We start from the raw sequence: 20574 nt of genomic DNA, 5'->3' as shown, positions 1-20574 counted from the left end.
TGAACAGGAGGGACAGCTGATAGAAACAGAAGCCACTGGCGCACCTCAAAAACACCATCATACACTAAATCAGTAAGTTGGCACCATTACCAGAACCTGACCCTAACGCTCTGCACTACGCTCCTCCTTGCAAGCTTTGCAGGGCATGCCAAGGAGGTCAAAATTGGCATGGCGATTGACGACCTGCGTCTGGAGCGCTGGCAAAAAGATCGCGATATTTTTGTGAAAAAAGCGGAATCACTCGGTGCGAATGTGTTTGTTCAGTCAGCTAACGGCAACGAAGAAACGCAAATGTCGCAGATCGAGAATATGATTAACCGCGGCGTCGATGTGCTGGTCATTATCCCCTATAACGGCCAGGTATTAAGTAACGTAGTGAAAGAAGCCAAACAAGAAGGCATAAAAGTGCTGGCCTATGACCGCATGATTAATAATGCGGACATTGATTATTATATTTCGTTCGACAATGAAAAAGTCGGCGAATTACAGGCACAAAGCCTGATCGACAAAGTGCCTCAGGGCAATTATTTCCTGATGGGCGGCTCGCCGGTAGATAACAACGCCAAGCTGTTCCGCGAAGGGCAAATGAAGGTCCTTAAGCCGTACATCGACAACGGGAAAATAAAAGTGGTTGGCGATCAGTGGGCCGACGGATGGTTACCCGAAAACGCCCTGAAGATTATGGAAAACGCGCTGACGGCCAACAACAACAAAATTGACGCGGTTGTGGCCTCCAACGATGCCACCGCAGGCGGTGCGATTCAGGCCCTGAGCGCCCAGGGGCTGGCGGGTAAAGTCGCCATTTCAGGGCAAGATGCCGATCTGGCTGGCGTAAAACGTATTATCGCCGGCACCCAAACCATGACGGTCTACAAACCGATTACCGAGTTGGCCAATACGGCGGCGGAAATCGCCGTGGAACTGGGCAACGGTAAGCAACCAAAAGCAGACGCCACGCTGAATAACGGGCTGAAAGACGTTCCGGCTCGCCTGCTCACCCCTATTGAAGTCAATAAAGAGAACATTGACGCCACCGTCATTAAGGACGGTTTCCACAAGAAGAGCGAACTGTAATCCGGCGCGGCCCCTGCTCTGCGGGGGCGCATCACGTTGCACTGTTCTTTCCTCGGGTTATGTGGAGCAGTTATGCCTTATTTACTTGAAATGAAAAGCATCACCAAGCGCTTCGGCACGGTGAAAGCCGTCGACAACGTCAGTCTCCGGCTAAATCCCGGCGAAGTGGTTTCGCTGTGTGGCGAGAACGGTTCAGGCAAGTCAACGCTGATGAAAGTGCTGTGTGGGATCTACCCGCACGGCAGCTACGAAGGCGAAATCGTCTTTGCCGGCGAAGTGATCCAGGCAACTCACATTCGCGATACCGAACGCAAAGGTATCGCCATCATCCACCAGGAACTGGCGCTGGTGAAACATCTCACCGTGCTGGAGAACATTTTCCTCGGAGCCGAAATCTCCCGCCACGGCGTGCTGGATTACGACACCATGACGCTCCGCTGTGAAAAGCTGCTGGCGCAGGTGAGCCTCCACATTTCACCGGATACCCGCGTGGGCGACCTGGGCCTGGGGCAACAGCAGCTGGTTGAAATCGCTAAAGCGCTCAATAAGCAGGTCAGGCTGCTGATCCTCGATGAGCCAACGGCCTCGCTCACCGAACAGGAAACCGCGGTACTGCTCAATATCATCCGCGATCTGCAAAACCACGGCATCGCCTGTATCTACATTTCGCACAAGCTGAACGAGGTTAAAGCCATTTCGGACACCATCTGCGTGATCCGCGATGGGCAACACATCGGCACGCGTGAAGCCGCGGGCATGAGCGAAGATGACATCATTACCATGATGGTGGGGCGCGAGCTGACGGCGCTCTACCCGAATGAGCCTCACACCAAAGGTAATGAAGTGCTGCGCGTGGAAAACCTGACCGCGTGGCACCCCGTTAACCGCCACATTAAGCGCGTCAATAACGTCTCGTTTTCTCTGCACAGCGGCGAAATTCTCGGTATTGCCGGGTTAGTCGGCGCCGGGCGCACGGAGGCCGTACAGTGTCTGTTTGGCGTATGGCCGGGGCGCTGGGAGGGCACGATTTATATCGACGGCCAGCCGGTGAAAATCGACAACTGCCAGCAGGCGATTGCCCACGGCATTGCTATGGTGCCGGAAGACCGCAAAAAAGACGGCATCGTGCCGGTCATGGCAGTGGGGAAAAACATTACGCTTGCGGCACTCGATCGCTTCTCCGGCGCGCTGAGCAGCCTGGACGATGCCGCCGAGCAGCAGTGCATCCTCCAGTCGCTTGCCCGTCTGAAGGTCAAAACCTCCTCGCCGGAACTGGCCATTGGCCGCCTGAGCGGCGGCAACCAGCAGAAGGCGATTCTGGCGCGCTGCCTGCTGCTCAATCCACGCATATTAATCCTTGATGAGCCGACGCGCGGGATTGATATCGGCGCCAAATATGAAATCTACAAACTGATTAATCAGCTTGTACAGCAAGGGATTGCCGTCATTGTTATTTCGTCTGAGTTACCCGAAGTGCTCGGCCTGAGCGACCGTGTGCTGGTTATGCACGAGGGAAAACTGAAAGCCAACCTGATTAACCAGAACCTGACGCAGGAGCAGGTGATGGAAGCCGCTTTAAGGAGCGAACGTCATGTCGAAAAGCAATCCGTCTGATATCAAAGTCGCCGTTCCGACGCCCGGTGCGTTCGCAGGACTAAAAGCGCTGAACCTGCAGGTGTTCGTGATGATCGCGGCCATTATCGTCATCATGCTCTTCTTTACCTGGATGACGGATGGCTCGTACCTGAGCGCGCGTAACGTCTCTAACCTGCTCCGCCAGACCGCTATCACAGGCATCCTGGCCGTGGGCATGGTGTTCGTGATTATCTCCGCGGAAATCGATCTGTCGGTCGGCTCGATGATGGGGCTCCTCGGTGGCGTGGCGGCCATTTTTGACGTCTGGCTCGGCTGGCCGCTGCCGCTGACCGTGGCGGTCACGCTGGTGCTGGGTCTGGTTCTGGGGGCCTGGAACGGCTGGTGGGTAGCCTACCGTAAAGTGCCGTCGTTCATTGTCACCCTGGCGGGGATGCTGGCCTTCCGCGGGATCTTAATCGGCATCACCAACGGTACCACCGTCTCCCCGACCAGCGCGGCCATGTCGCAGATTGGTCAAAGCTATCTCCCGGATGGCGTGGGCTTTACCATCGGCGTGGCCGGGTTGCTGGCGTTTGTCGCGTGGCAGTGGCGTGGACGCATGCGCCGTCAGGCGCTGGGGCTGGCGTCGCCAGCATCAACCTCGGTGGTGGGACGTCAGGCGCTGACGGCGGTCATTGTGCTGGGCGCCATCTGGCTTCTTAACGACTATCGCGGCGTTCCGACGCCGGTGCTGCTGCTGGCGCTTTTGCTGCTGGGCGGTATGTTTATGGCCACGCGCACCGCGTTTGGCCGCCGTATTTATGCCATCGGCGGCAACCTTGAGGCTGCCCGTTTGTCGGGGATTAACGTCGAACGCACTAAACTCGCGGTCTTCGCCATTAACGGCCTGATGGTCGCCATCGCCGGGCTGATCCTCAGCTCGCGCCTGGGGGCCGGTTCTCCCTCCGCGGGCAACATCGCCGAGCTGGATGCTATCGCCGCCTGCGTTATTGGCGGTACCAGCCTCGCAGGGGGTATCGGCAGCGTCGCGGGCGCGGTGATGGGGGCATTTATCATGGCGTCGTTGGATAACGGGATGAGTATGATGGACGTCCCGACGTTTTGGCAGTATATCGTCAAGGGAGCCATTCTTTTACTGGCAGTCTGGATGGACTCGGCCACCAAGCGACGGGCCTGATAACGGTATTGTGACTTAATTGGGAAGTGAGCCATGTTTGAAAAGCGTCACCGCATTACGTTGTTATTCAATGCCAACAAAGCCTATGACCGTCAGGTGGTAGAAGGCGTGGGTGAATATTTGCAGGCGTCGCAATCCGAATGGGATATTTTTATTGAAGAAGATTTCCGCACCCGTCTGGAGAACATTAAAGACTGGCTGGGCGATGGCGTCATTGCCGACTATGACGACCCCGTCATTGAGCAGCTGCTGACCGACGTCGACGTGCCGATCGTGGGCGTCGGCGGCTCTTACCACTCGCCCGAACACTATCCGCCGGTTCACTATATTGCCACCGATAACCATGCCCTGGTTGAAGCCGCGTTTCTCCATTTAAAAGAGAAAGGCGTCCACCGCTTCGCGTTTTATGGTTTACCCGCCACCAGCGGCAAGCGCTGGGCCGTTGAGCGTGAGCACGCATTTTGCCAGCTGGTCGCGCAGGAGAAGTATCGCGGCGTGGTCTATCAGGGGCTGGAAACCGCCCCGGAAAACTGGCAGCACGCGCAGAACCGTCTGGCGGACTGGCTGCAAACGCTGCCGCCGCAAACCGGCATTATTGCCGTGACGGACGCCCGCGCGCGGCACGTGCTGCAGGTCTGCGAACACTTACACATTCCGGTGCCCGAAAAGCTGTGCGTGATTGGCATTGATAACGAAGAGCTTACCCGCTATCTGTCCCGCGTGGCGCTCTCCTCCGTCGCCCAGGGCACGCGTCAGATGGGCTATCAGGCGGCGAAGCTGCTGCACCGTCTGCTGGATAAAGAATCTCTGCCGCTTCAGCGCCTGCTGGTGCCTCCTGTTCGCGTCGTAGAACGTCGCTCGACCGATTATCGCTCCTTAAGCGACCCGGCCGTCATTCAGGCCATGCACTATATTCGCAACCACGCCTGCAAAGGGATTAAGGTCGATCAGGTGCTGGATTCGGTAGGCATTTCGCGTTCGAATCTGGAGAAGCGTTTTAAAGAAGAGGTGGGCGAAACCATTCATGCCGTCATCCATGCTGAAAAGCTGGAGAAAGCACGCAGCCTGCTCGTTTCCACGTCGCTGTCGATCAACGAAATTTCGCAGATGTGCGGTTACCCGTCGCTGCAATATTTCTACTCGGTGTTCCGCAAAGAGTATGACACCACGCCCAAAGAATATCGGGATCGCCACAGCGAGGTGCTGATATAGAAAAGAAAACGCCTTCCAGTGGAAGGCGTTTTTTTGAGATTACATATGGGCGGCGATTAAGCGCTGGTTATCCTGGTACATGGCGAACAGATAGTTGTTATAGCTCTGTCCCTTCGTTGAATACCCTTTCAGCTTGTGGATCATCGTACTGGCCGTCACTTCCTGGTCCGCTTTACGCAACTGAGCGCGTGATTTACGGAACGATGAGTAGGCCGGGTGCGTGTTCAGATTCACCACATAGGCGTTCACGGAATCTTTCACGGATTCAAACTGCGAATAGCCTTTCACCTTGCCAGGCGCATTCGTACAACGACCTTTCACGCATTTCATGCCGAAAAGGTTGTTGTTGTTACGCGCAAGCTTAGACGTTCCCCAGCCGCTTTCGGCTGCAGCCATGGTCGCAACCATGCTGCCCGGGATGATATCCACACGCTCAAGGAGAGCATTCCACGGCACACGACGCGTGTTCCCGTTCCAGCTCAGCTTGTAGCGCTTCGTGATATCTTTCAGACGCGCGCGCTCGGATGGCGACCAGCGGCTATCGTACTGTTTGGAAATCAGCCAGTTACGATCCGCAGTAATCGCGGCATTTTGACTCGTGATGTAAGGCATTACCGTCCGGAGAAACGCTTTTTTCCTTGGTGTTCCGGAAGGGTATTTTCGCAAATCAGGAAGTGAACTACTCTTTGCACTATTGCGAGAATACTCTTGTTTACTGCTAACCTTACTACTTGTCGTCTTTATTACGTGGGCTTTCTTACTCGTTGTATCCGTGTGCGTCTTCGCAAGCACCCCACCCGAAAATGCCGTGGTGAGTAACATGAGTATCGCAGCCCCATATCGTCGAATGGGAGTCGATATCATTAGGTCTCCTGGTCGGATGTAATCATCCCAACACCTTATTTTTTTCACAAATTTGAGAGCGGAATCTCAAATCATATCAAAAATAGACTTCAAGAGCACGTATAGAAATAGTCCAATTCCGAAACTATGTCACCTGAAACTTGCTCATAAAAACATCATTTCTGGAAAAATGTGTGCGTTATCGCAGATAACTGCCTAATTTTGCGCAAGATCACTCATCCTCACGCATCCTCCTGGCAGAAAGCGACAGGGGATGAGTTTTTCCCGCCCGCCTGCTGGCAAACTGGTCAAAAATGCCGCGACAGGAACCTGGAATGAAACGCACCGCAATAGCCTTTCTGATGTTACCCGCACTGGCACATGCCGACTGGTCATCGCCGGGGTTTGACGCATTTCGCGCCGAAGGCACCGGAATTTTCACCAGCCAGGCAAAGCTTGCGAAGGGTACGCGTCCTCTTACGCTCAGTTTTGACAAGACGTGCTGGCAGCCCACAGGCGCGATAAAACTCAATGAGATGCTGTCGCTCAAGCCCTGTGACGGCACACCGCCGCAGTGGCGTCTTTTCCGCGACGGTGAATACCAGATGCGAATCGATACCCGCTCCGGCACGCCCACCCTGCTGCTGGCGGTTCAGAGCGCGACAGAACAGCCGGTGGCCAACGTTATCCGCCAGTGTCCGAAGTGGGACGGTAAGCCGCTGACGCTGGACGTCAGCCATACCTTCCCGGAAGGCTCCGTCGTGCGCGATTTCTACAGTAAACAGACGGTGACCGTACAAGGTGGAAAAATCACCCTGCAGCCAGCCGCCAACAGTAACGGCCTGCTGCTGCTTGAGCGCGCCGAAACCGACAGGCCTGCGCCGTTTAGCTGGCAAAACGCCACCGTCTATTTTGTACTGACTGACCGCTATGTGAATGGTGACCCGAGCAACGACAACAGTTACGGCCGCCACAAAGACGGCATGCAGGAGATTGGTACGTTCCACGGCGGGGATCTCAAGGGACTGACCAGCAAGCTCGATTACCTGCAGCAGCTGGGGGTGAATGCGCTCTGGATAAGCTCCCCGCTTGAGCAGATCCACGGCTGGGTAGGCGGCGGCACCAAAGGTGATTTCCCGCATTATGCCTACCACGGCTACTACACCCAGGACTGGACAACGCTCGACGCCAACATGGGCACCGGGGATGACCTGCGTCAGCTTGTTGATGAAGCGCATAAGCGCGGCATTCGCATCCTGTTTGATATCGTCATGAACCACACGGGCTACGCGACGCTTGCGGACATGCAGGCGTATCAGTTTGGCGCCCTGTACCTGCAGGGTGATGAGCTGAAAAAGACGCTGGGAGACCACTGGACGGACTGGAAGCCTGGCGCAGGCCAGACCTGGCATAGCTTCAATGACTACATCAACTTCAGCGACAAAGCCGCATGGGAAAAATGGTGGGGCAAGAAATGGATCCGCACCGACATCGGTGATTACGACAACCCCGGCTTCGACGATTTAACGATGTCGCTGGCGTTCCTGCCCGACCTGAAAACGGAATCCACCGCTCCTTCCGGGCTACCCAATTTCTATCAACACAAACCCGATACCCACGCGAAAGCCATTCCGGGCTATACCCCGCGCGATTACCTGACCCACTGGCTCAGCCAGTGGGTACGTGACTACGGCATCGACGGTTTCCGCGTGGATACCGCGAAGCACGTTGAGCTTGCGGCCTGGCAGCAGCTGAAAGACCAGGCAAGCCAGGCGCTGGCCGCCTGGAAAGGCGCTCACCCGGACAAAAAGCTCGACAACGCACCGTTCTGGATGACCGGCGAATCCTGGGGTCACGGAGTGATGCAGAGCGATTATTACCGCCACGGCTTCGACGCGATGATCAACTTTGATTATCAGGAGCAGGCGGCGAAAGCGGTAAATTGCCTGGCCGATATGGATCTCACCTGGCAGCAGATGGCGGAGAAGCTGCAAAGCTTCAATGTGCTGAGCTACCTCTCATCACACGATACGCGTCTGTTCCGCGAAGGGGGCCAGCGCGCGGCGGAGCTGCTCCTGCTGGCACCGGGCAGCGTGCAAATCTATTACGGGGATGAGTCCGAGCGTCCGTTCGGGCCGACAGGCTCCGACCCGCTGCAGGGCACCCGCTCGGATATGAACTGGCAGGACGTCACGGGCAAGCAGGCCTTAACCGTCGCCCACTGGCAAACGCTGGGTCAGTTCCGCGCCCGCCACCCGGCGATTGGTGAAGGCAAGCAAACCACGCTGTCGCTGAAAGAGGGGTATGGATTCGTACGTGAACATGATGGCGATAAGGTGATGGTCGTCTGGGCGGGGAATCAGTAGATCATACCCCTCACCCTAACCCTCTCCCCATGGGGAGAGGGGAGAAGCTCCAGAACTATTCACTACACAAATCCACTCCCGCCCTATAAAACCACAAATCCGACCACACCACCCGATTTGCACCAACACGGTGCTAGCGTTATGGTTACCCACTTTCAAAATAAGCTCGACAGATCACCTGCTATGACGTTTTCACTTTTCGGCGACAAATTTACCCGCCATTCAGGCATTACTCGCCTGATGGAGGACCTCAACGACGGGCTGCGCACACCGGGCGCAATCATGCTCGGCGGCGGAAACCCGGCTCAAATCCCGGAGATGAATACCTATTTCCAGACCCTGCTCGCTCAGATGCTGGAAAGCGGCAAAGCAACCGATGCGCTTTGCAATTACGACGGCCCGCAGGGGAAAACCGAGCTGCTGGCACTCCTCGCCGAAATGCTGCGTGACGAGCTGGGCTGGGATATCGAACCACAGAATATTGCACTGACAAACGGCAGCCAGAGCGCGTTTTTCTACTTGTTTAACCTGTTCGCAGGACGTCGCGCGGACGGCACCACCAAAAAAGTGCTGTTCCCGCTGGCGCCGGAGTATATCGGCTATGCCGATTCCGGCCTGGAAGAGGATCTGTTCGTCTCTGCGCGCCCGAACATCGAGCTGCTGCCGGAAGGCCAGTTCAAATATCACGTCGATTTTGAACACCTGCATATTGGCGAAGAGACGGGCATGATCTGCGTATCGCGCCCGACTAACCCAACGGGCAACGTGATCACCGATGACGAACTGATGAAGCTGGATGCGCTGGCCAATCAGCACGGTATTCCGCTGGTGATCGATAACGCCTACGGCGTGCCGTTCCCAGGCATTATCTTCAGCGAAGCACGTCCGCTGTGGAACCCGAACATTGTCCTGTGCATGAGCCTCTCTAAGCTGGGTCTGCCGGGCAGCCGCTGCGGCATCATCATCGCCAATGAGAAAATCATCACCGCCATCACCAATATGAACGGCATTATCAGCCTTTCTCCGGGCGGCATTGGCCCGGCGATGATGTGCGAAATGATCAAACGCAAGGACCTGCTGCGTCTGTCGAATGACGTGATCAAGCCTTTCTACTACCAGCGCGTTCAGGAGACGATCGCGACACTTCGCCGCTATTTGCCGGAAGAACGCTGCCTTATCCACAAACCGGAAGGGGCGATTTTCCTGTGGCTGTGGTTTAAGGATTTACCCATCACCACCGAGCTGCTTTACCAGCGCCTGAAAAAGCGCGGCGTACTGATGGTGCCGGGCGATTATTTCTTCCCGGGTCTGGATAAGCCATGGCCGCATACCCATCAGTGCATGCGCATGAACTACGTCCCCGACCCGGAAAAAATCGAAGCGGGTGTTAAAATTCTCGCCGAAGAGATCGAAAAAGCCTGGCAAGAAGGCAATTGTTAAAAAATAAGGCTCTTCAAATGAAGAGCCTTATTTTTCCGTGATCTGAATCTTATATTAAGGATATATCCTGTAGCGCTTCATTTATCATTTCCATTGAGTTTTATTAGGATTATTCCTTTAATTTAGGCTCGCTAACCACCCTCTCAATAATTAAGCAAAAATTAAATATGCTAACTTATTGTTATTTTAAATAACCCTCTTCAACGCAGCAAAATACCTTCCTGAGTCGCTTTCATGCATATTTAAAAATACTGCGTATACTCACTAATACGCCGCTCGGCGTTCTTTTGCGTGGAGTATTCATATGCTACCTAATAATGTTAGTCGCATCAGCGCTATTGCTGTTGCGGTACTGCTCGCGTTCTCTCTTTCTGCCTGTAGTGGAAGCGGTGGCGGATCTCACTCAACGGCCAAAAATAACCCTGCGACGGGAAGCAGCAGCGGCTCAGATGATGGAAGTGGCACAACCGCGAGCAATGGCGGTTCGGGCAGCAACGGATCGGGCACCGGAACGGGTTCAGGTACCGGGACAGGCGCTGGCGGCGGAACGGGTTCTGGTTCAGGGTCGGGATCAGGTTCAGGTTCAGGCTCAGGCTCAGGCTCAGGCTCAGGCTCAGGCTCAGGCTCAGGAGGCAGTGGAGGAACCACTACCGCAGGCGTAAATACGATACTGGGTGATGCCGGTAAAACCGTGACCAGCGTCGGATCCACTGTGGATAGCCTCGGAAGCCAGCTTCCGACAAATAATCCCGTCACGTCAACCGTCTCAACCACCGTCAGCGGCGTTGGCAGTGCCGTGTCCACCGTGGGGACAGGCGTTACGACTGGCGTTGGCGATCCAAACAACCCGAACGGTGTGGGTACCACGGTTAAAGGCGTGACCACGTCGGTCACCTCCCTCGGCAATACCGTTTCAACAGTAGGCACGGGCCTGGCGAGTTCCACTTCCGGAACTCCGGTCAGCGGCGTAACCGGCCTGACGGGCAGCGTGGTAAACAGTACCGGGCAACTGGTCAGTAACACCGGCACGGGTCTCACCAACACGGTAAGCAGCCCTGCTGTCACTCAGGTAACAACCGATACCACGACCCTGGCTAACAAGACGCTGGGCGGAGTACAAGGCGTGACGCAAACCGTAGGCACCACAACGGGTCTCGGCACACCGGTTAACGGTCTGCTGACCCAGGTGGGTGGCACCGTCAGCGGCGTGGGGACCAACATTAGCAGCAGCAATAGCGGGCTTAGCGGTGTCGGTCAGGTCGTTCAAAATGTCGGCCAGACGGTCACGGATAGCGGTACGCTAGTGAAACCCACATCAACCACCGGAGGCAGCGGCACAGGATCTCTGACGGCCGATGCCAATGTGACAGCCACAAACAATAGCCTGAGCACAACGGTCAATACCACCCTCAATACGCTGACTGCGGGTGTAACGGCCAATGCAGGCACAACCCAAAACACATCTACGACAAACCCGATTAACGGGCTCAACACGTTAACCTCGAGCCTACTGACGCCAAAACAGTAATCCTTTTACTGCCTGTCTGCGCCCCTGGTTCAGGGGCGCTTTATTCAGCGACATTCACCCCAACCGGGGATGACGAACAGGGATAGCGCGATGAAACACCACTTCCTTTTTTCGCTGACGGGGCTGGTTGTGCTGAGCATGGCCCGCGCCGATACTCTGCCCTCTATTATTAACCCCGATAACCCGGCGCAAGTTTCTCGTAACGTTGCCCCCGAACAGACTGAGGCCGCGCCACAGCCGAACGTCAAAATAGAAAAACCGAAGTCAACGCTGACGCCTGAAACGCCCATTACCATTCATCATATTCAGTTTATTGGCGGCACGCGTTATCCCTTGAAGGAATTACTTCAGCCCTTCAGGCCTTACGCTGGAAAAACCGTGCCGCTAAAAACGCTTACGGGGCTGGTAAATGATATTACGGAACGCTATAAGGCCGACGGTTTTCCACTCTCTTATGCCTGGCTGCCCGATAATAATTTCCAGCAGGGCAATATTAAAATTGTTCTGGTTGAAGGCTATGTCGCTCATAGCGACATCACCAGTAATAACCCGCACATCGCCGAACGTCTTAAACGTTTGTCCGAAAAAATCATGGCGGAAAAACCGCTGTCTCAGGATACGTTCGATCGCTACAGCCAGCTGATGACGCGCACCCCGAACGTTCCGGTTACGGCTAACGCGCAGCTGCCAACCAATATCTATGGCGCGGCGGCGATGCAAATCACCGGCAACCAGGAGCGGAGCTGGAATATCGCGTCGACGATTGATACCCGTAAAGGGCAAGATTTAATGATGCTGAACGGCACGCTCAGCAACATGACAAGCTATGGCGATCAGCTTGGCGTGGCCACGCTTGTACCGTTAGATAGCAACACGCGAAAAAATTATGTCGGCCTGAACTGGCAGCAGTTTTTAAACGATGAAGGGCTGACGATGCAGCTAAAAGGCAGCTATTACCGTGAGGATCCGCGAGATTTTTCGCCCCTGCTCTCTTTGCCGAATAATATCAGCGTCGATTCGAAGCAAAAAACAACGCAATACAACGGCGGTGTGACGTTTGGCTACCCCCTGCTGCTGACGCAAAAATCACAAATTAATCTGACCAGCGGTTTTGATTACACCGACCGCCAGGATGATTATGCCCTGCAGGCCAGACTGCTGGGCAAAACCTATAGCCTGGACTCCGTCAACCAGCACGCGCGTTATCCCGCGCTGGAAGTGGGCATCAACGGTGCACATCAGTTCACAACCGCCAGCATCAGCGGCCGACTCAACGTGCGTCAGGGTATGGATGCGATGGGAGCCGATATCGTCTCGGCCCCCAGGCCCGATATTAATTTTACGCTCACGAAAAGCTATCTGGACGCAGCCTGGCTGTTTGCCGATAAGTGGCGGCTATCAACGTCCTGGGAGGGGGACTGGTCAAACAACACGTTGCCAGAGCCCGAACGCGTTAGCTTCGGTGCCCAGCGGTTTGGCCGTGGATACCAGGACAGTGAAGCAAGCGGTGATTACGGCTATGGCGGGCAGGTAGAACTGCGCTATATCCAGATGCGAAAAGAGAGCACATGGCTTGCCACAATCCAGCCCTACATCCTGGCCGATACCGCGCAAACCTGGTTTAACACCTCCGGCTTGCCTCATCAGCGGCTCGGGTCAGTGGCGGCCGGCGTGATGGTAGGCGATACCCGCCACTATAGCATCACGGTTGAGGCGGCAAGACCCGTCGGGGATGTTCCGACAGACAGTCGCAACAGAGACTGGCGCTACAGTCTGACGTTTACGTGGAATTTCAATAAAATGCAGTAAGCCTTTCAGCCCGAATACTGGCAGGATCAACGCAGCGCAGCGCGTGGGTTGGACAGGCCTCCACGCAGGCCGGTCCGCCTTCGCGCTGCACACATAAATCACATTTCAGCGCTTGTGCCCTGCTTCCCACCAGCCGTACCTGCATCGCCCCAAACGGACAGGCGACCATGCAGCTTTTACAGCCAATACAGCGCGTCTGCTCAACAAGCCAGGCGCCTGCCGTAAGGCTGATGGCATGGGTTGGGCAGACATTGGCACAGGGGGCGTCCTCGCACTGATGGCAACCCACCGCCGTAGTGTAGGCGTCCCCCTTCACCACCCGCAGGCGAGAGGTAAAAGCCTCTGCGGTGAAGTCATCCTGATGCGCGACCGCACAGGCCACTTCACAGGTGCGGCACCCGATGCATTTTTCCGCATCCGCCATGATAAATCGGTTCATCTGTTACGCCTCGCGTACGTTAAAACCCAGCTCTTTTGAGATAGCCTCTGCCGTTTCGCGCAGCGGCTTGAGCAGGTTCTTCTCGCCCACCTGCTTCATGCGCGACGTCGATAGCGAGATAGAGATCGCATACGGAACGCGGCCGTGAATATCAAACACCGGCACGGCAATACAGGAGACGCCCAGCTCGTTCTCTTCTTTGTCCATCGCCATGCTGCGATCGCGAATTTCCGCCAGTTCATCATACATGGCGCTCAGTTCAGTGATGGTGTTGCGCGTCAAAGGTTGGATCTGTTCCTGATGGCTTTCCCAGTAGCTTGCCACGTAATCCTGATGGCCAAACGCCATGTAAATCTTGCCCATCGCAGAGCAGTAGAGCGGCATATGCTGGCCAATATAGGCGCGCGTGCGCAGCATACCGGTTGTCGGTTCGAGCTTATAAATCAGGATGGCGTGGTCATCTTCCCGGCTGGAGAAGTTCACCGTCTCGCCGGTCGCAATGTTCAGCGCTTCGAGGTGCGGAGCGGCCACGTGAATGATATTCAGCGACGACAGCGCCTTTTGCCCGACGGCGATAAATTTGGTGGTCAGGCGATAGCTGCCCGCGGCGGGTGCCGGGGTCACGTACCCGCACGACTGTAGCCCCTGCAGCAAGCGGTGCACGGTGCTCTTGTTCAGCCCCGCCAGTTCCGATAAATGCGCAAGCGGGCACCCGTTCGGATAGTTGCTGAGGATCTCAATCAGCATCAGGCCGCGAAACAAGCTCTGGCTGCCTGCTGGCCTCTCTTTCTCTTGCGTCATTTCGCTCTCTTTCATGCTCATTACATGGCTCCTGTTTAGCGCGCCCTGATGGTAGCGCAAAGTGTGGGTCAGTTCACGATCTCAACAGAAAAAACACAACCAATTGATTTTAATCGATTTTGAAAAACATGAATGTCGTTGATCTGACAAAATTTGATCGCTATATTTGAAATCAGATTTCGCATAGTGGAATTTAGCGATAAAAAAGCACTCACACTTGCCCTTAAAAGAACAGGAGAACAGGGATGAAAGTGACCTTCGAAGAGTTGAAAGCGGCGTTCAATCGGGTTCTGCTCGATCGCGGCGTGAAAGCGGAAACCGCAGACGCCTGCGCCGAGATGTTTGCCCGCACCACGGAATCCGGCGTCTATTCGCATGGTGTAAACCGTTTCCCGCGTTTTATTCAGCAGCTTGATGCAGGGGATATCATTCCTGACGCCCAGCCCAAACGGGTGATGACATTAGGCGCCATCGAACAGTGGGATGCGCAGCGCTCCATTGGCAACCTGACGGCGAAGAAGATGATGGATCGCGCCACCGAGCTGGCGTCCGATCACGGCATTGGTCTGGTGGCACTGCGTAACGCGAACCACTGGATGCGCGGCGGCAGCTACGGCTGGCAGGCGGCGGAGAAGGGCTATATCGGCATTTGCTGGACCAACTCGATTGCCGTGATGCCCGCGTGGGGATCAAAAGAGTGCTGCATCGGCACAAACCCGCTGATCGTTGCCATTCCGTCGAACCCGATCACCATGGTCGACATGTCGATGTCGATGTTCTCCTACGGCATGCTGGAGGTGAACCGCCTGGCCGGGCGCGCGTTGCCGGTAGATGGCGGCTTTGACGACGAAGGTCACCTCACCAGAGAGCCGGGCGTGATCGAGAAAAACCGCCGTATTCTGCCCATGGGCTACTGGAAAGGGTCCGGCTTATCCATCGTGCTCGATATGATCGCCACCCTGCTCTCAAACGGATCTTCCGTCGCGGAAGTGACCCAGGACAACAGCGACGAGTACGGCGTATCGCAGATCTTCATCGCCATTGAGGTGGATCGCCTGATCGATGGCCCAACCCGCGATGCCAAACTGCAGCGCATTATGGACTTCATCACCACCGCCGAACGCGCGGATGAAAATGTCGCCATCCGTCTGCCAGGGCATGAATTTACCCGTTTGCTTGAAGAGAACCGCCGCAACGGCATCACGGTTGACGACAGCGTGTGGGCGAAAATCCAGTCTCTGTAAGGAGTGGGCCATGATATTCGGACATATTTCCCAGCCAAATCCGTGTCGCCTGCCGCGGGCGATTGAAAAAGCCCTTCATTTTCTGCGCACGACGGATTTCACCACCCTGGAGCCAGGCGTAGTAGAAATTGAAGGTCGCAACATTTTTGCCCAGGTTCTCGACCTGACAACAAAGGATCTGCACGAGAATCGCCCGGAAGTGCATCGCCGCTATCTGGATATCCAATTCCTGGCCTGGGGTGAAGAGAAAATCGGTATCGCGATTGATACCGGTAATAACGAAATAAGCGAATCATTGCTGGAACAGCGCGATATTATTTTTTATCACAACAGTGAAAATGAGTCGTTTATCGAAATGATACCCGGCAGCTATGCCATATTTTTTCCGCAGGATGTGCACCGTCCTGCCTGTATTAAAAACAAGGAAACCACAATTCGTAAGATTGTGGTGAAAGTGGCAATCAGCGAATTAGATTAATTTTCTGATAAATACAGGAACGCGAAATGACCAACACCAGTTTTATTATTGGTGCGTACCCCTGCGCACCCTCGTTTCACCATAAAGGGGAACAAGAAGAACAAACCTTCTGGCGGGAACTTTCTGACACGCCGAATATTCGCGGGCTGGAACAGCCTTGCCTTGAAAATCTTCATCCCCTTGGTGACGAATGGCTGTTCCGCCATACCCCGGAGGACTGGCAAATCGTGGTCACGGCAGTAATGGAAACCATGCGCCGCCGCGGCAGCAACGGCGCATTTGGCCTGGCCTCGGCTGACGACGCGCAGCGTAAAGCGTGCGTGGACTTTTACCGGCATCTGCACCAGAAAATTAACGCCGTGAATGCCCGTTATCCAGGCAAAGTGATTGCTCTGGAAATGCAGGCCGCCCCGCAGGCGGGCAATGCTTCGGTCGAACAGGCTACAGAAGCGTTTTCCCGCTCGGTTCGGGAAATCGCGGGCTGGGACTGGGACTGCGATCTGGTGCTGGAACACTGCGATGCCATGAACGGCCCGGCACCGCGCAAGGGCTTCCTGCCACTGGAGCAGGTGCTGGAGGTGGTGAAAGACACGGATATCAGCGTCTGCATCAACTGGGCGCGGTCGGCCATCGAAGGCCGTAACACCACCCTTCCCCTTGACCACGTTCAGGCCGCGCTTAATGCCGGGAAACTGGGTGCGCTGATGTTTTCAGGCACCACCCCCGGCGGGGAGTACGGTGAATGGCAGGATCTGCACGCGCCATTTTCCTCCTTCTGTGCCGACAGTCTGATGTCCACTGAACGTGCAAAAGCACTCTTTACTGCGGCGAGCGCCGCAACGTTGAAATTCTCCGGTATTAAGTTACTGGAAATAAATGCTAATGCTGATGTCAGCCATCGCATCGCCATTTTGCGCGACGGTATCAGCGCAATGAATAAAGCAACGCAATAACAATAAGAAAAGTTTATTCCGGTTACCTACTGAGAGATTAACTATGAATATTTCTACTCATGCTCTACATGCGGATATTCCGCGCCAGCGCTGGCTAAGAATCATTCCTCCTATTCTTATCGCCTGTATTATTTCATATATGGACCGCGTGAATATCGCGTTTGCAATGCCGGGAGGGATGGACGAAGAATTAGGTATTACCGCCACCATGGCAGGCCTCGCGGGCGGCATATTCTTTATCGGCTATCTGTTCCTGCAGGTACCCGGCGGCAAGATTGCGGTGCACGGTAGCGGCAAGAAATTTATCGGCTGGCCACTGGTCGCCTGGGCAGTGATCTCGGTGCTCACGGGTCTCGTGACGAATCAGTACCAGCTGCTGGTGCTGCGCTTCTTACTCGGCGTGGCGGAAGGCGGGATGCTACCCGTTGTGCTCACCATGATCAGCAACTGGTTCCCGGATGCCGAACGCGGTCGCGCCAACGCGATTGTGATCATGTTCGTACCTATCGCCGGGATAATCACCGCCCCGCTGTCAGGCTGGATTATCACCGCGCTTGACTGGCGCTGGCTGTTCATCATTGAAGGTCTGATGTCCATTGTTGTGCTGGTGCTCTGGGCATTCACGGTCTACGACCGTCCGCAGGAGGCCCGCTGGATCTCAGCGGCAGAGAAAAACTATCTGGTACAAACACTGGCGGCTGAACAGCAGGCCATCGCCGGAAAAAAGGTGAAAATTGCCTCGCTCAGCGCGGTGCTGTCTGACAAAACCATGTGGCAGCTGATCGCCCTGAATTTCTTCTATCAGACCGGGATTTACGGTTACACCCTCTGGCTGCCGACCATTCTGAAGGAGCTGACGCACACCAGCATTGGTCAGGTGGGGATGCTCGCCATCCTGCCCTACATCGGCGCCATTGCGGGCATGTTCCTGTTCTCCTCGCTTTCTGACCGCACCGGCAAGCGCAAACTGTTTGTCTCCCTGCCGTTGATTGGCTTCGCGCTCTGCATGTTCCTCTCCGTAGCCCTGAAAGCAAACATCTGGCTGGCCTATGCCGCACTGGTGGGCTGCGGTTTCTTCCTGCAATCCGCCGCCGGCGTGTTCTGGACGATCCCGGCAAGACTGTTTAGCGCAGAGATGGCGGGTGGCGCGCGCGGCGTGATCAACGCCCTGGGCAACCTCGGTGGCTTCTGCGGCCCGTATGCCGTTGGCGTGCTGATCACCCTGTACAGCAAAGATGCGGGCGTCTACTGCCTGGCCGTTTCACTCGCGCTGGCGTCGCTGCTGGCCCTGCTGTTGCCGGCGAAATGCGATGCCGGGGCAGAGCCCAATCCCACGATAAATCCCCATAAACGTGCGGCCTGATGCCCTCACCCCAGCCCTCTCCCACGGGGAGAGGGAGAAAACCAAACCGTAGGCCGGGTAAGCGCAGCGCCACCCGGCAATTAAGCGAGATGAAGATGAGTGAAAAAGAGACCTTCTGGCTGGGTATCGATTGTGGCGGTACTTATCTTAAAGCCGGTTTATACAACAGCCAGGGCAAAGAAGTCAGTATCGAACGCCGCTCCGTTGCCACGCTCAGCCCGCGAGCGGGCTACGCCGAGCGGGATATGCATCAGCTGTGGCAGCACTGCCACGCAACCATCGCCGCGTTGCTCAAGAATGCAGGCGTAAACGGCAACCAGATCAATGGGGTCGGCATTTCTGCTCAGGGTAAAGGGCTCTTTCTGCTCGATAAACAGGACCAACCGTTGGGCAACGCCATCCTCTCCTCCGATCGCCGGGCACTGGAGATTGTGCAGCGCTGGCAGCAGGACGGCATTCCCGAAAAACTCTACCCGCATACGCGCCAGACGCTGTGGACCGGGCATCCGGCCTCGCTTCTGCGCTGGGTCAAAGAGAACGAGCCGCAGCGCTATCAGCAGATTGGCTGCGTGATGATGGCGCACGACTATCTGCGCTGGTGCCTGACCGGCGTGAAGGGCGGTGAAGAGAGCAACATCTCCGAGTCCAATCTCTACAACATGAATACCGGGCAGTATGACCCGCAGCTTTCGCGCTGGCTCGGGATCAGCGAGATTGACGGCGCCCTGCCACCGATTGTCGGTTCAGCAGAAATCTGCGGGGAAATCACCGCTCAGGCAGCCGCCCTTACCGGTCTCGCGGCGGGCACGCCCGTCGTGGGGGGACTGTTTGATGTGGTTTCCACCGCGCTCTGCGCCGGACTGCAGGACGAGCACACGCTGAATGCCGTGATGGGCACCTGGGCCGTCACCAGCGGGATAGCCAGTGCGCTTCGCAGCAACGAACCCTTCCCCTACGTTTATGGCCGCTACGTGCATTCGCAGCAGTACATCGTTCACGAAGCCAGCCCGACCTCGTCTGGCAATCTTGAGTGGCTCACCGCGCAGTGGGGCGACATGTCGTTCAGCGAGATCAACCACGCCGTCGCCAGCCTGCCGAAAGCCGAAAGCGATGTGTACTTTCTGCCGTTCCTCTATGGCAGCAACGCCGGGCTGGAGATGACCAGCGGCTTCTACGGGATGCAGGCGCTACACACCCGCGCGCACCTGCTGCAGGCGGTTTATGAGGGCGTGGTGTTCTGCCACATGACCCACCTCAACCGCATGCTCGAACGCTTTACCCACGTTCATGCCCTGCGCGTGACGGGGGGTCCAACCCATTCGGACGTATGGATGCAAATGCTTGCGGACGTCAGCGGGCTGGCGATTGAACTGCCACAGGTAGAAGAGACCGGCTGTTCTGGCGCGGCGCTGGCCGCCCTGGTCGGCACCGGCGTGTATCCCGATTTCCATACGGCGCAATGCGCCCTCCGACACGACATTCGTGTCATTGAGCCTGACATGCGCGCCCATGCGGCCTATCAGCGCAAGTATCAGCGCTATCAGCTACTGATTTCAGCACTACAGGGCTATCACGCCCGAGTTAAGGAGAACAACCTATGAGCCGACCATTACTGCAGCTGGCGCTCGACCATACCTCTCTTCAGGCCGCGCAGCGTGATGTCGCGACGCTTGCCGATCACGTTGATATCGTCGAAGCGGGCACCATTTTGTGCCTGACCGAAGGGCTAAACGCCGTGCGCGCCCTGCGCGAGCAGTGCCCGGATAAAATCATCGTTGCGGACTGGAAAGTGGCCGATGCCGGAGAAACGCTGGCAGAGCAGGCATTTGGCGCGGGTGCAAACTGGATGACCATCATCTGCGCCGCCCCGCTGGCCACCGTTGAACGCGGCCACGAGGTAGCCCTGCGCCGCGGGGGAGAAATCCAGATGGAGCTCTTTGGTCACTGGACGCTGGACGATGCTCGCGCATGGCATCACATCGGCGTGAAGCAGGCAATTTATCACCGCGGACGTGACGCACAGGCGAGCGGCCAGCAGTGGGATGAGGCGGATCTCGCAAAAATGAAAGCGCTCTCCGATATCGGTTTGCAGCTTTCGATTACCGGCGGTATCACCCCCGCCGACCTGCCGCTGTTTAAGCAAATCAACGTCAAAGCCTTTATTGCCGGACGCGCGCTGGCAGGTGCCGCCAATCCACCGCAGGTGGCACAGGCATTCCATTCGCATATTCGCGACATCTGGGGAGCGTAA

Annotated in this window: 18 protein-coding genes; 15 read left to right on the top strand and 3 right to left on the bottom strand. The window is 56.1% G+C overall.

The features are described 5' to 3' along the window. Window positions 1-96 precede the first annotated feature (96 nt). From xylF to xylR, 4 genes are all read left to right on the top strand, one after another. Complete coding sequence (gene xylF / locus ACOTXF_RS20950) at window positions 97-1074, top strand: D-xylose ABC transporter substrate-binding protein (protein WP_234115355.1); 978 nt, start codon at window positions 97-99, stop codon at window positions 1072-1074. Between the two features lie 72 nt (window positions 1075-1146). Next, window positions 1147-2688: a xylose ABC transporter ATP-binding protein gene (locus ACOTXF_RS20945; protein ID WP_047746317.1), complete on the top strand. Its 1542-nt coding sequence runs from the start codon at window positions 1147-1149 to the stop codon at window positions 2686-2688. Continuing rightward, entirely contained in the window at window positions 2666-3847 is a 1182-nt protein-coding gene (gene xylH, locus ACOTXF_RS20940; RefSeq protein ID WP_008502744.1) for a xylose ABC transporter permease XylH, read from the top strand. Before ACOTXF_RS20945 ends, xylH begins: the two co-directional genes overlap by 23 nt. A 33-nt stretch (window positions 3848-3880) precedes the next feature. Next, window positions 3881-5059, top strand: coding sequence for a D-xylose utilization transcriptional activator XylR (gene xylR / locus ACOTXF_RS20935; RefSeq protein ID WP_023345227.1), 1179 nt, complete (start codon window positions 3881-3883; stop codon window positions 5057-5059). Between the two features lie 39 nt (window positions 5060-5098). Here xylR and ACOTXF_RS20930 read toward each other — a convergent pair whose 3' ends face one another. After that, window positions 5099-5923 carry a protein bax gene (locus tag ACOTXF_RS20930; RefSeq protein ID WP_021242459.1) on the bottom strand — a complete coding sequence of 275 codons (825 nt, stop codon included), beginning with the start codon at window positions 5921-5923 and terminating at the stop codon, window positions 5099-5101. A gap of 314 nt (window positions 5924-6237) precedes the next feature. Between ACOTXF_RS20930 and ACOTXF_RS20925 the strand changes: the two genes are divergently transcribed. From ACOTXF_RS20925 to ACOTXF_RS20905, 5 genes are all read left to right on the top strand, one after another. Beyond that, window positions 6238-8268 carry an alpha-amylase gene (locus tag ACOTXF_RS20925; RefSeq protein WP_044597350.1) on the top strand — a complete coding sequence of 677 codons (2031 nt, stop codon included), beginning with the start codon at window positions 6238-6240 and terminating at the stop codon, window positions 8266-8268. A gap of 183 nt (window positions 8269-8451) precedes the next feature. Then, the gene (gene avtA / locus ACOTXF_RS20920) at window positions 8452-9708 is read left to right on the top strand and encodes a valine--pyruvate transaminase (RefSeq protein WP_008502740.1); all 1257 of its coding nucleotides are present in this window, start codon (window positions 8452-8454) and stop codon (window positions 9706-9708) included. 317 nt (window positions 9709-10025) lie between these two features. Next, window positions 10026-10370 (top strand): hypothetical protein, encoded by a 345-nt coding sequence (locus ACOTXF_RS20915; RefSeq protein ID WP_052954092.1) that lies wholly within the window; start codon window positions 10026-10028, stop codon window positions 10368-10370. Between the two features lie 29 nt (window positions 10371-10399). Continuing rightward, complete coding sequence (locus ACOTXF_RS20910; protein WP_223861891.1) at window positions 10400-11236, top strand: collagen-like triple helix repeat-containing protein; 837 nt, start codon at window positions 10400-10402, stop codon at window positions 11234-11236. Window positions 11237-11326: 90 nt separating this feature from the next. Next, a complete protein-coding gene (locus ACOTXF_RS20905; protein WP_045414893.1) occupies window positions 11327-13045 on the top strand; it encodes a ShlB/FhaC/HecB family hemolysin secretion/activation protein in 1719 nt (572 codons plus the stop codon). Here the strand turns inward: ACOTXF_RS20905 and ACOTXF_RS20900 are convergent. Both ACOTXF_RS20900 and yiaJ read right to left on the bottom strand, forming a co-directional pair. After that, on the bottom strand, window positions 13029-13484 hold the full coding sequence (locus ACOTXF_RS20900; RefSeq protein ID WP_021242453.1) for a 4Fe-4S dicluster domain-containing protein: 456 nt from the start codon (window positions 13482-13484) through the stop codon (window positions 13029-13031). The genes ACOTXF_RS20905 and ACOTXF_RS20900 overlap by 17 nt on opposite strands. Window positions 13485-13487: 3 nt before the next feature. Beyond that, window positions 13488-14306 (bottom strand): IclR family transcriptional regulator YiaJ, encoded by an 819-nt coding sequence (yiaJ, locus tag ACOTXF_RS20895; RefSeq protein ID WP_021242452.1) that lies wholly within the window; start codon window positions 14304-14306, stop codon window positions 13488-13490. Window positions 14307-14530: 224 nt separating this feature from the next. Here yiaJ and yiaK point away from each other — a divergent pair, with 224 nt between their 5' ends. The 6 genes from yiaK (at window position 14531) to ulaD (ending at window position 20574) form a co-directional block, all read left to right on the top strand. Beyond that, on the top strand, window positions 14531-15529 hold the full coding sequence (gene yiaK / locus ACOTXF_RS20890; RefSeq protein ID WP_021242451.1) for a 3-dehydro-L-gulonate 2-dehydrogenase: 999 nt from the start codon (window positions 14531-14533) through the stop codon (window positions 15527-15529). Window positions 15530-15539: 10 nt separating this feature from the next. Further along, on the top strand, window positions 15540-16007 hold the full coding sequence (locus ACOTXF_RS20885) for a YhcH/YjgK/YiaL family protein (protein WP_023294828.1): 468 nt from the start codon (window positions 15540-15542) through the stop codon (window positions 16005-16007). 26 nt (window positions 16008-16033) lie between these two features. Then, window positions 16034-16960, top strand: a complete 927-nt coding sequence (locus ACOTXF_RS20880; RefSeq protein WP_047745806.1) for a DUF4862 family protein — start codon at window positions 16034-16036, stop codon at window positions 16958-16960. 43 nt (window positions 16961-17003) lie between these two features. Then, entirely contained in the window at window positions 17004-18323 is a 1320-nt protein-coding gene (locus tag ACOTXF_RS20875) for an MFS transporter (RefSeq protein WP_232927055.1), read from the top strand. A 95-nt stretch (window positions 18324-18418) separates the two neighbouring features. Next, window positions 18419-19924 (top strand): FGGY-family carbohydrate kinase, encoded by a 1506-nt coding sequence (locus tag ACOTXF_RS20870; RefSeq protein ID WP_047745854.1) that lies wholly within the window; start codon window positions 18419-18421, stop codon window positions 19922-19924. Further along, on the top strand, window positions 19921-20574 hold the full coding sequence (gene ulaD / locus ACOTXF_RS20865) for a 3-keto-L-gulonate-6-phosphate decarboxylase UlaD (RefSeq protein WP_047745809.1): 654 nt from the start codon (window positions 19921-19923) through the stop codon (window positions 20572-20574). Before ACOTXF_RS20870 ends, ulaD begins: the two co-directional genes overlap by 4 nt.

The organism is Enterobacter cloacae complex sp. IR53041 (assembly GCF_049238285.1).
GTDB classification, from domain to species: domain Bacteria; phylum Pseudomonadota; class Gammaproteobacteria; order Enterobacterales; family Enterobacteriaceae; genus Enterobacter; species Enterobacter roggenkampii.
The sequence above is the reverse complement of the archived record's forward strand: the minus strand, read 5'-3'. Positions and strand labels throughout refer to the sequence as shown.

What these genes read in the sequence shown, in the direction of transcription:
- ACOTXF_RS20900 (WP_021242453.1), bottom strand. Translation starts at nt 13,484, where the DNA reads ATGAACCGATTTATCATGGCGGATGCGGAAAAATGCATCGGGTGCCGC.
- ACOTXF_RS20925 (WP_044597350.1), top strand. Translation starts at nt 6,238, where the DNA reads ATGAAACGCACCGCAATAGCCTTTCTGATGTTACCCGCACTGGCACAT.
- ACOTXF_RS20930 (WP_021242459.1), bottom strand. Translation starts at nt 5,923, where the DNA reads ATGATATCGACTCCCATTCGACGATATGGGGCTGCGATACTCATGTTA.
- ACOTXF_RS20875 (WP_232927055.1), top strand. Translation starts at nt 17,004, where the DNA reads ATGAATATTTCTACTCATGCTCTACATGCGGATATTCCGCGCCAGCGC.
- ACOTXF_RS20915 (WP_052954092.1), top strand. Translation starts at nt 10,026, where the DNA reads ATGTTAGTCGCATCAGCGCTATTGCTGTTGCGGTACTGCTCGCGTTCT.
- xylR (WP_023345227.1), top strand. Translation starts at nt 3,881, where the DNA reads ATGTTTGAAAAGCGTCACCGCATTACGTTGTTATTCAATGCCAACAAA.
- yiaJ (WP_021242452.1), bottom strand. Translation starts at nt 14,306, where the DNA reads ATGAGCATGAAAGAGAGCGAAATGACGCAAGAGAAAGAGAGGCCAGCA.
- ACOTXF_RS20885 (WP_023294828.1), top strand. Translation starts at nt 15,540, where the DNA reads ATGATATTCGGACATATTTCCCAGCCAAATCCGTGTCGCCTGCCGCGG.
- ulaD (WP_047745809.1), top strand. Translation starts at nt 19,921, where the DNA reads ATGAGCCGACCATTACTGCAGCTGGCGCTCGACCATACCTCTCTTCAG.
- yiaK (WP_021242451.1), top strand. Translation starts at nt 14,531, where the DNA reads ATGAAAGTGACCTTCGAAGAGTTGAAAGCGGCGTTCAATCGGGTTCTG.
- xylH (WP_008502744.1), top strand. Translation starts at nt 2,666, where the DNA reads ATGTCGAAAAGCAATCCGTCTGATATCAAAGTCGCCGTTCCGACGCCC.
- avtA (WP_008502740.1), top strand. Translation starts at nt 8,452, where the DNA reads ATGACGTTTTCACTTTTCGGCGACAAATTTACCCGCCATTCAGGCATT.
- ACOTXF_RS20880 (WP_047745806.1), top strand. Translation starts at nt 16,034, where the DNA reads ATGACCAACACCAGTTTTATTATTGGTGCGTACCCCTGCGCACCCTCG.
- ACOTXF_RS20870 (WP_047745854.1), top strand. Translation starts at nt 18,419, where the DNA reads ATGAGTGAAAAAGAGACCTTCTGGCTGGGTATCGATTGTGGCGGTACT.
- ACOTXF_RS20905 (WP_045414893.1), top strand. Translation starts at nt 11,327, where the DNA reads ATGAAACACCACTTCCTTTTTTCGCTGACGGGGCTGGTTGTGCTGAGC.
- ACOTXF_RS20945 (WP_047746317.1), top strand. Translation starts at nt 1,147, where the DNA reads ATGCCTTATTTACTTGAAATGAAAAGCATCACCAAGCGCTTCGGCACG.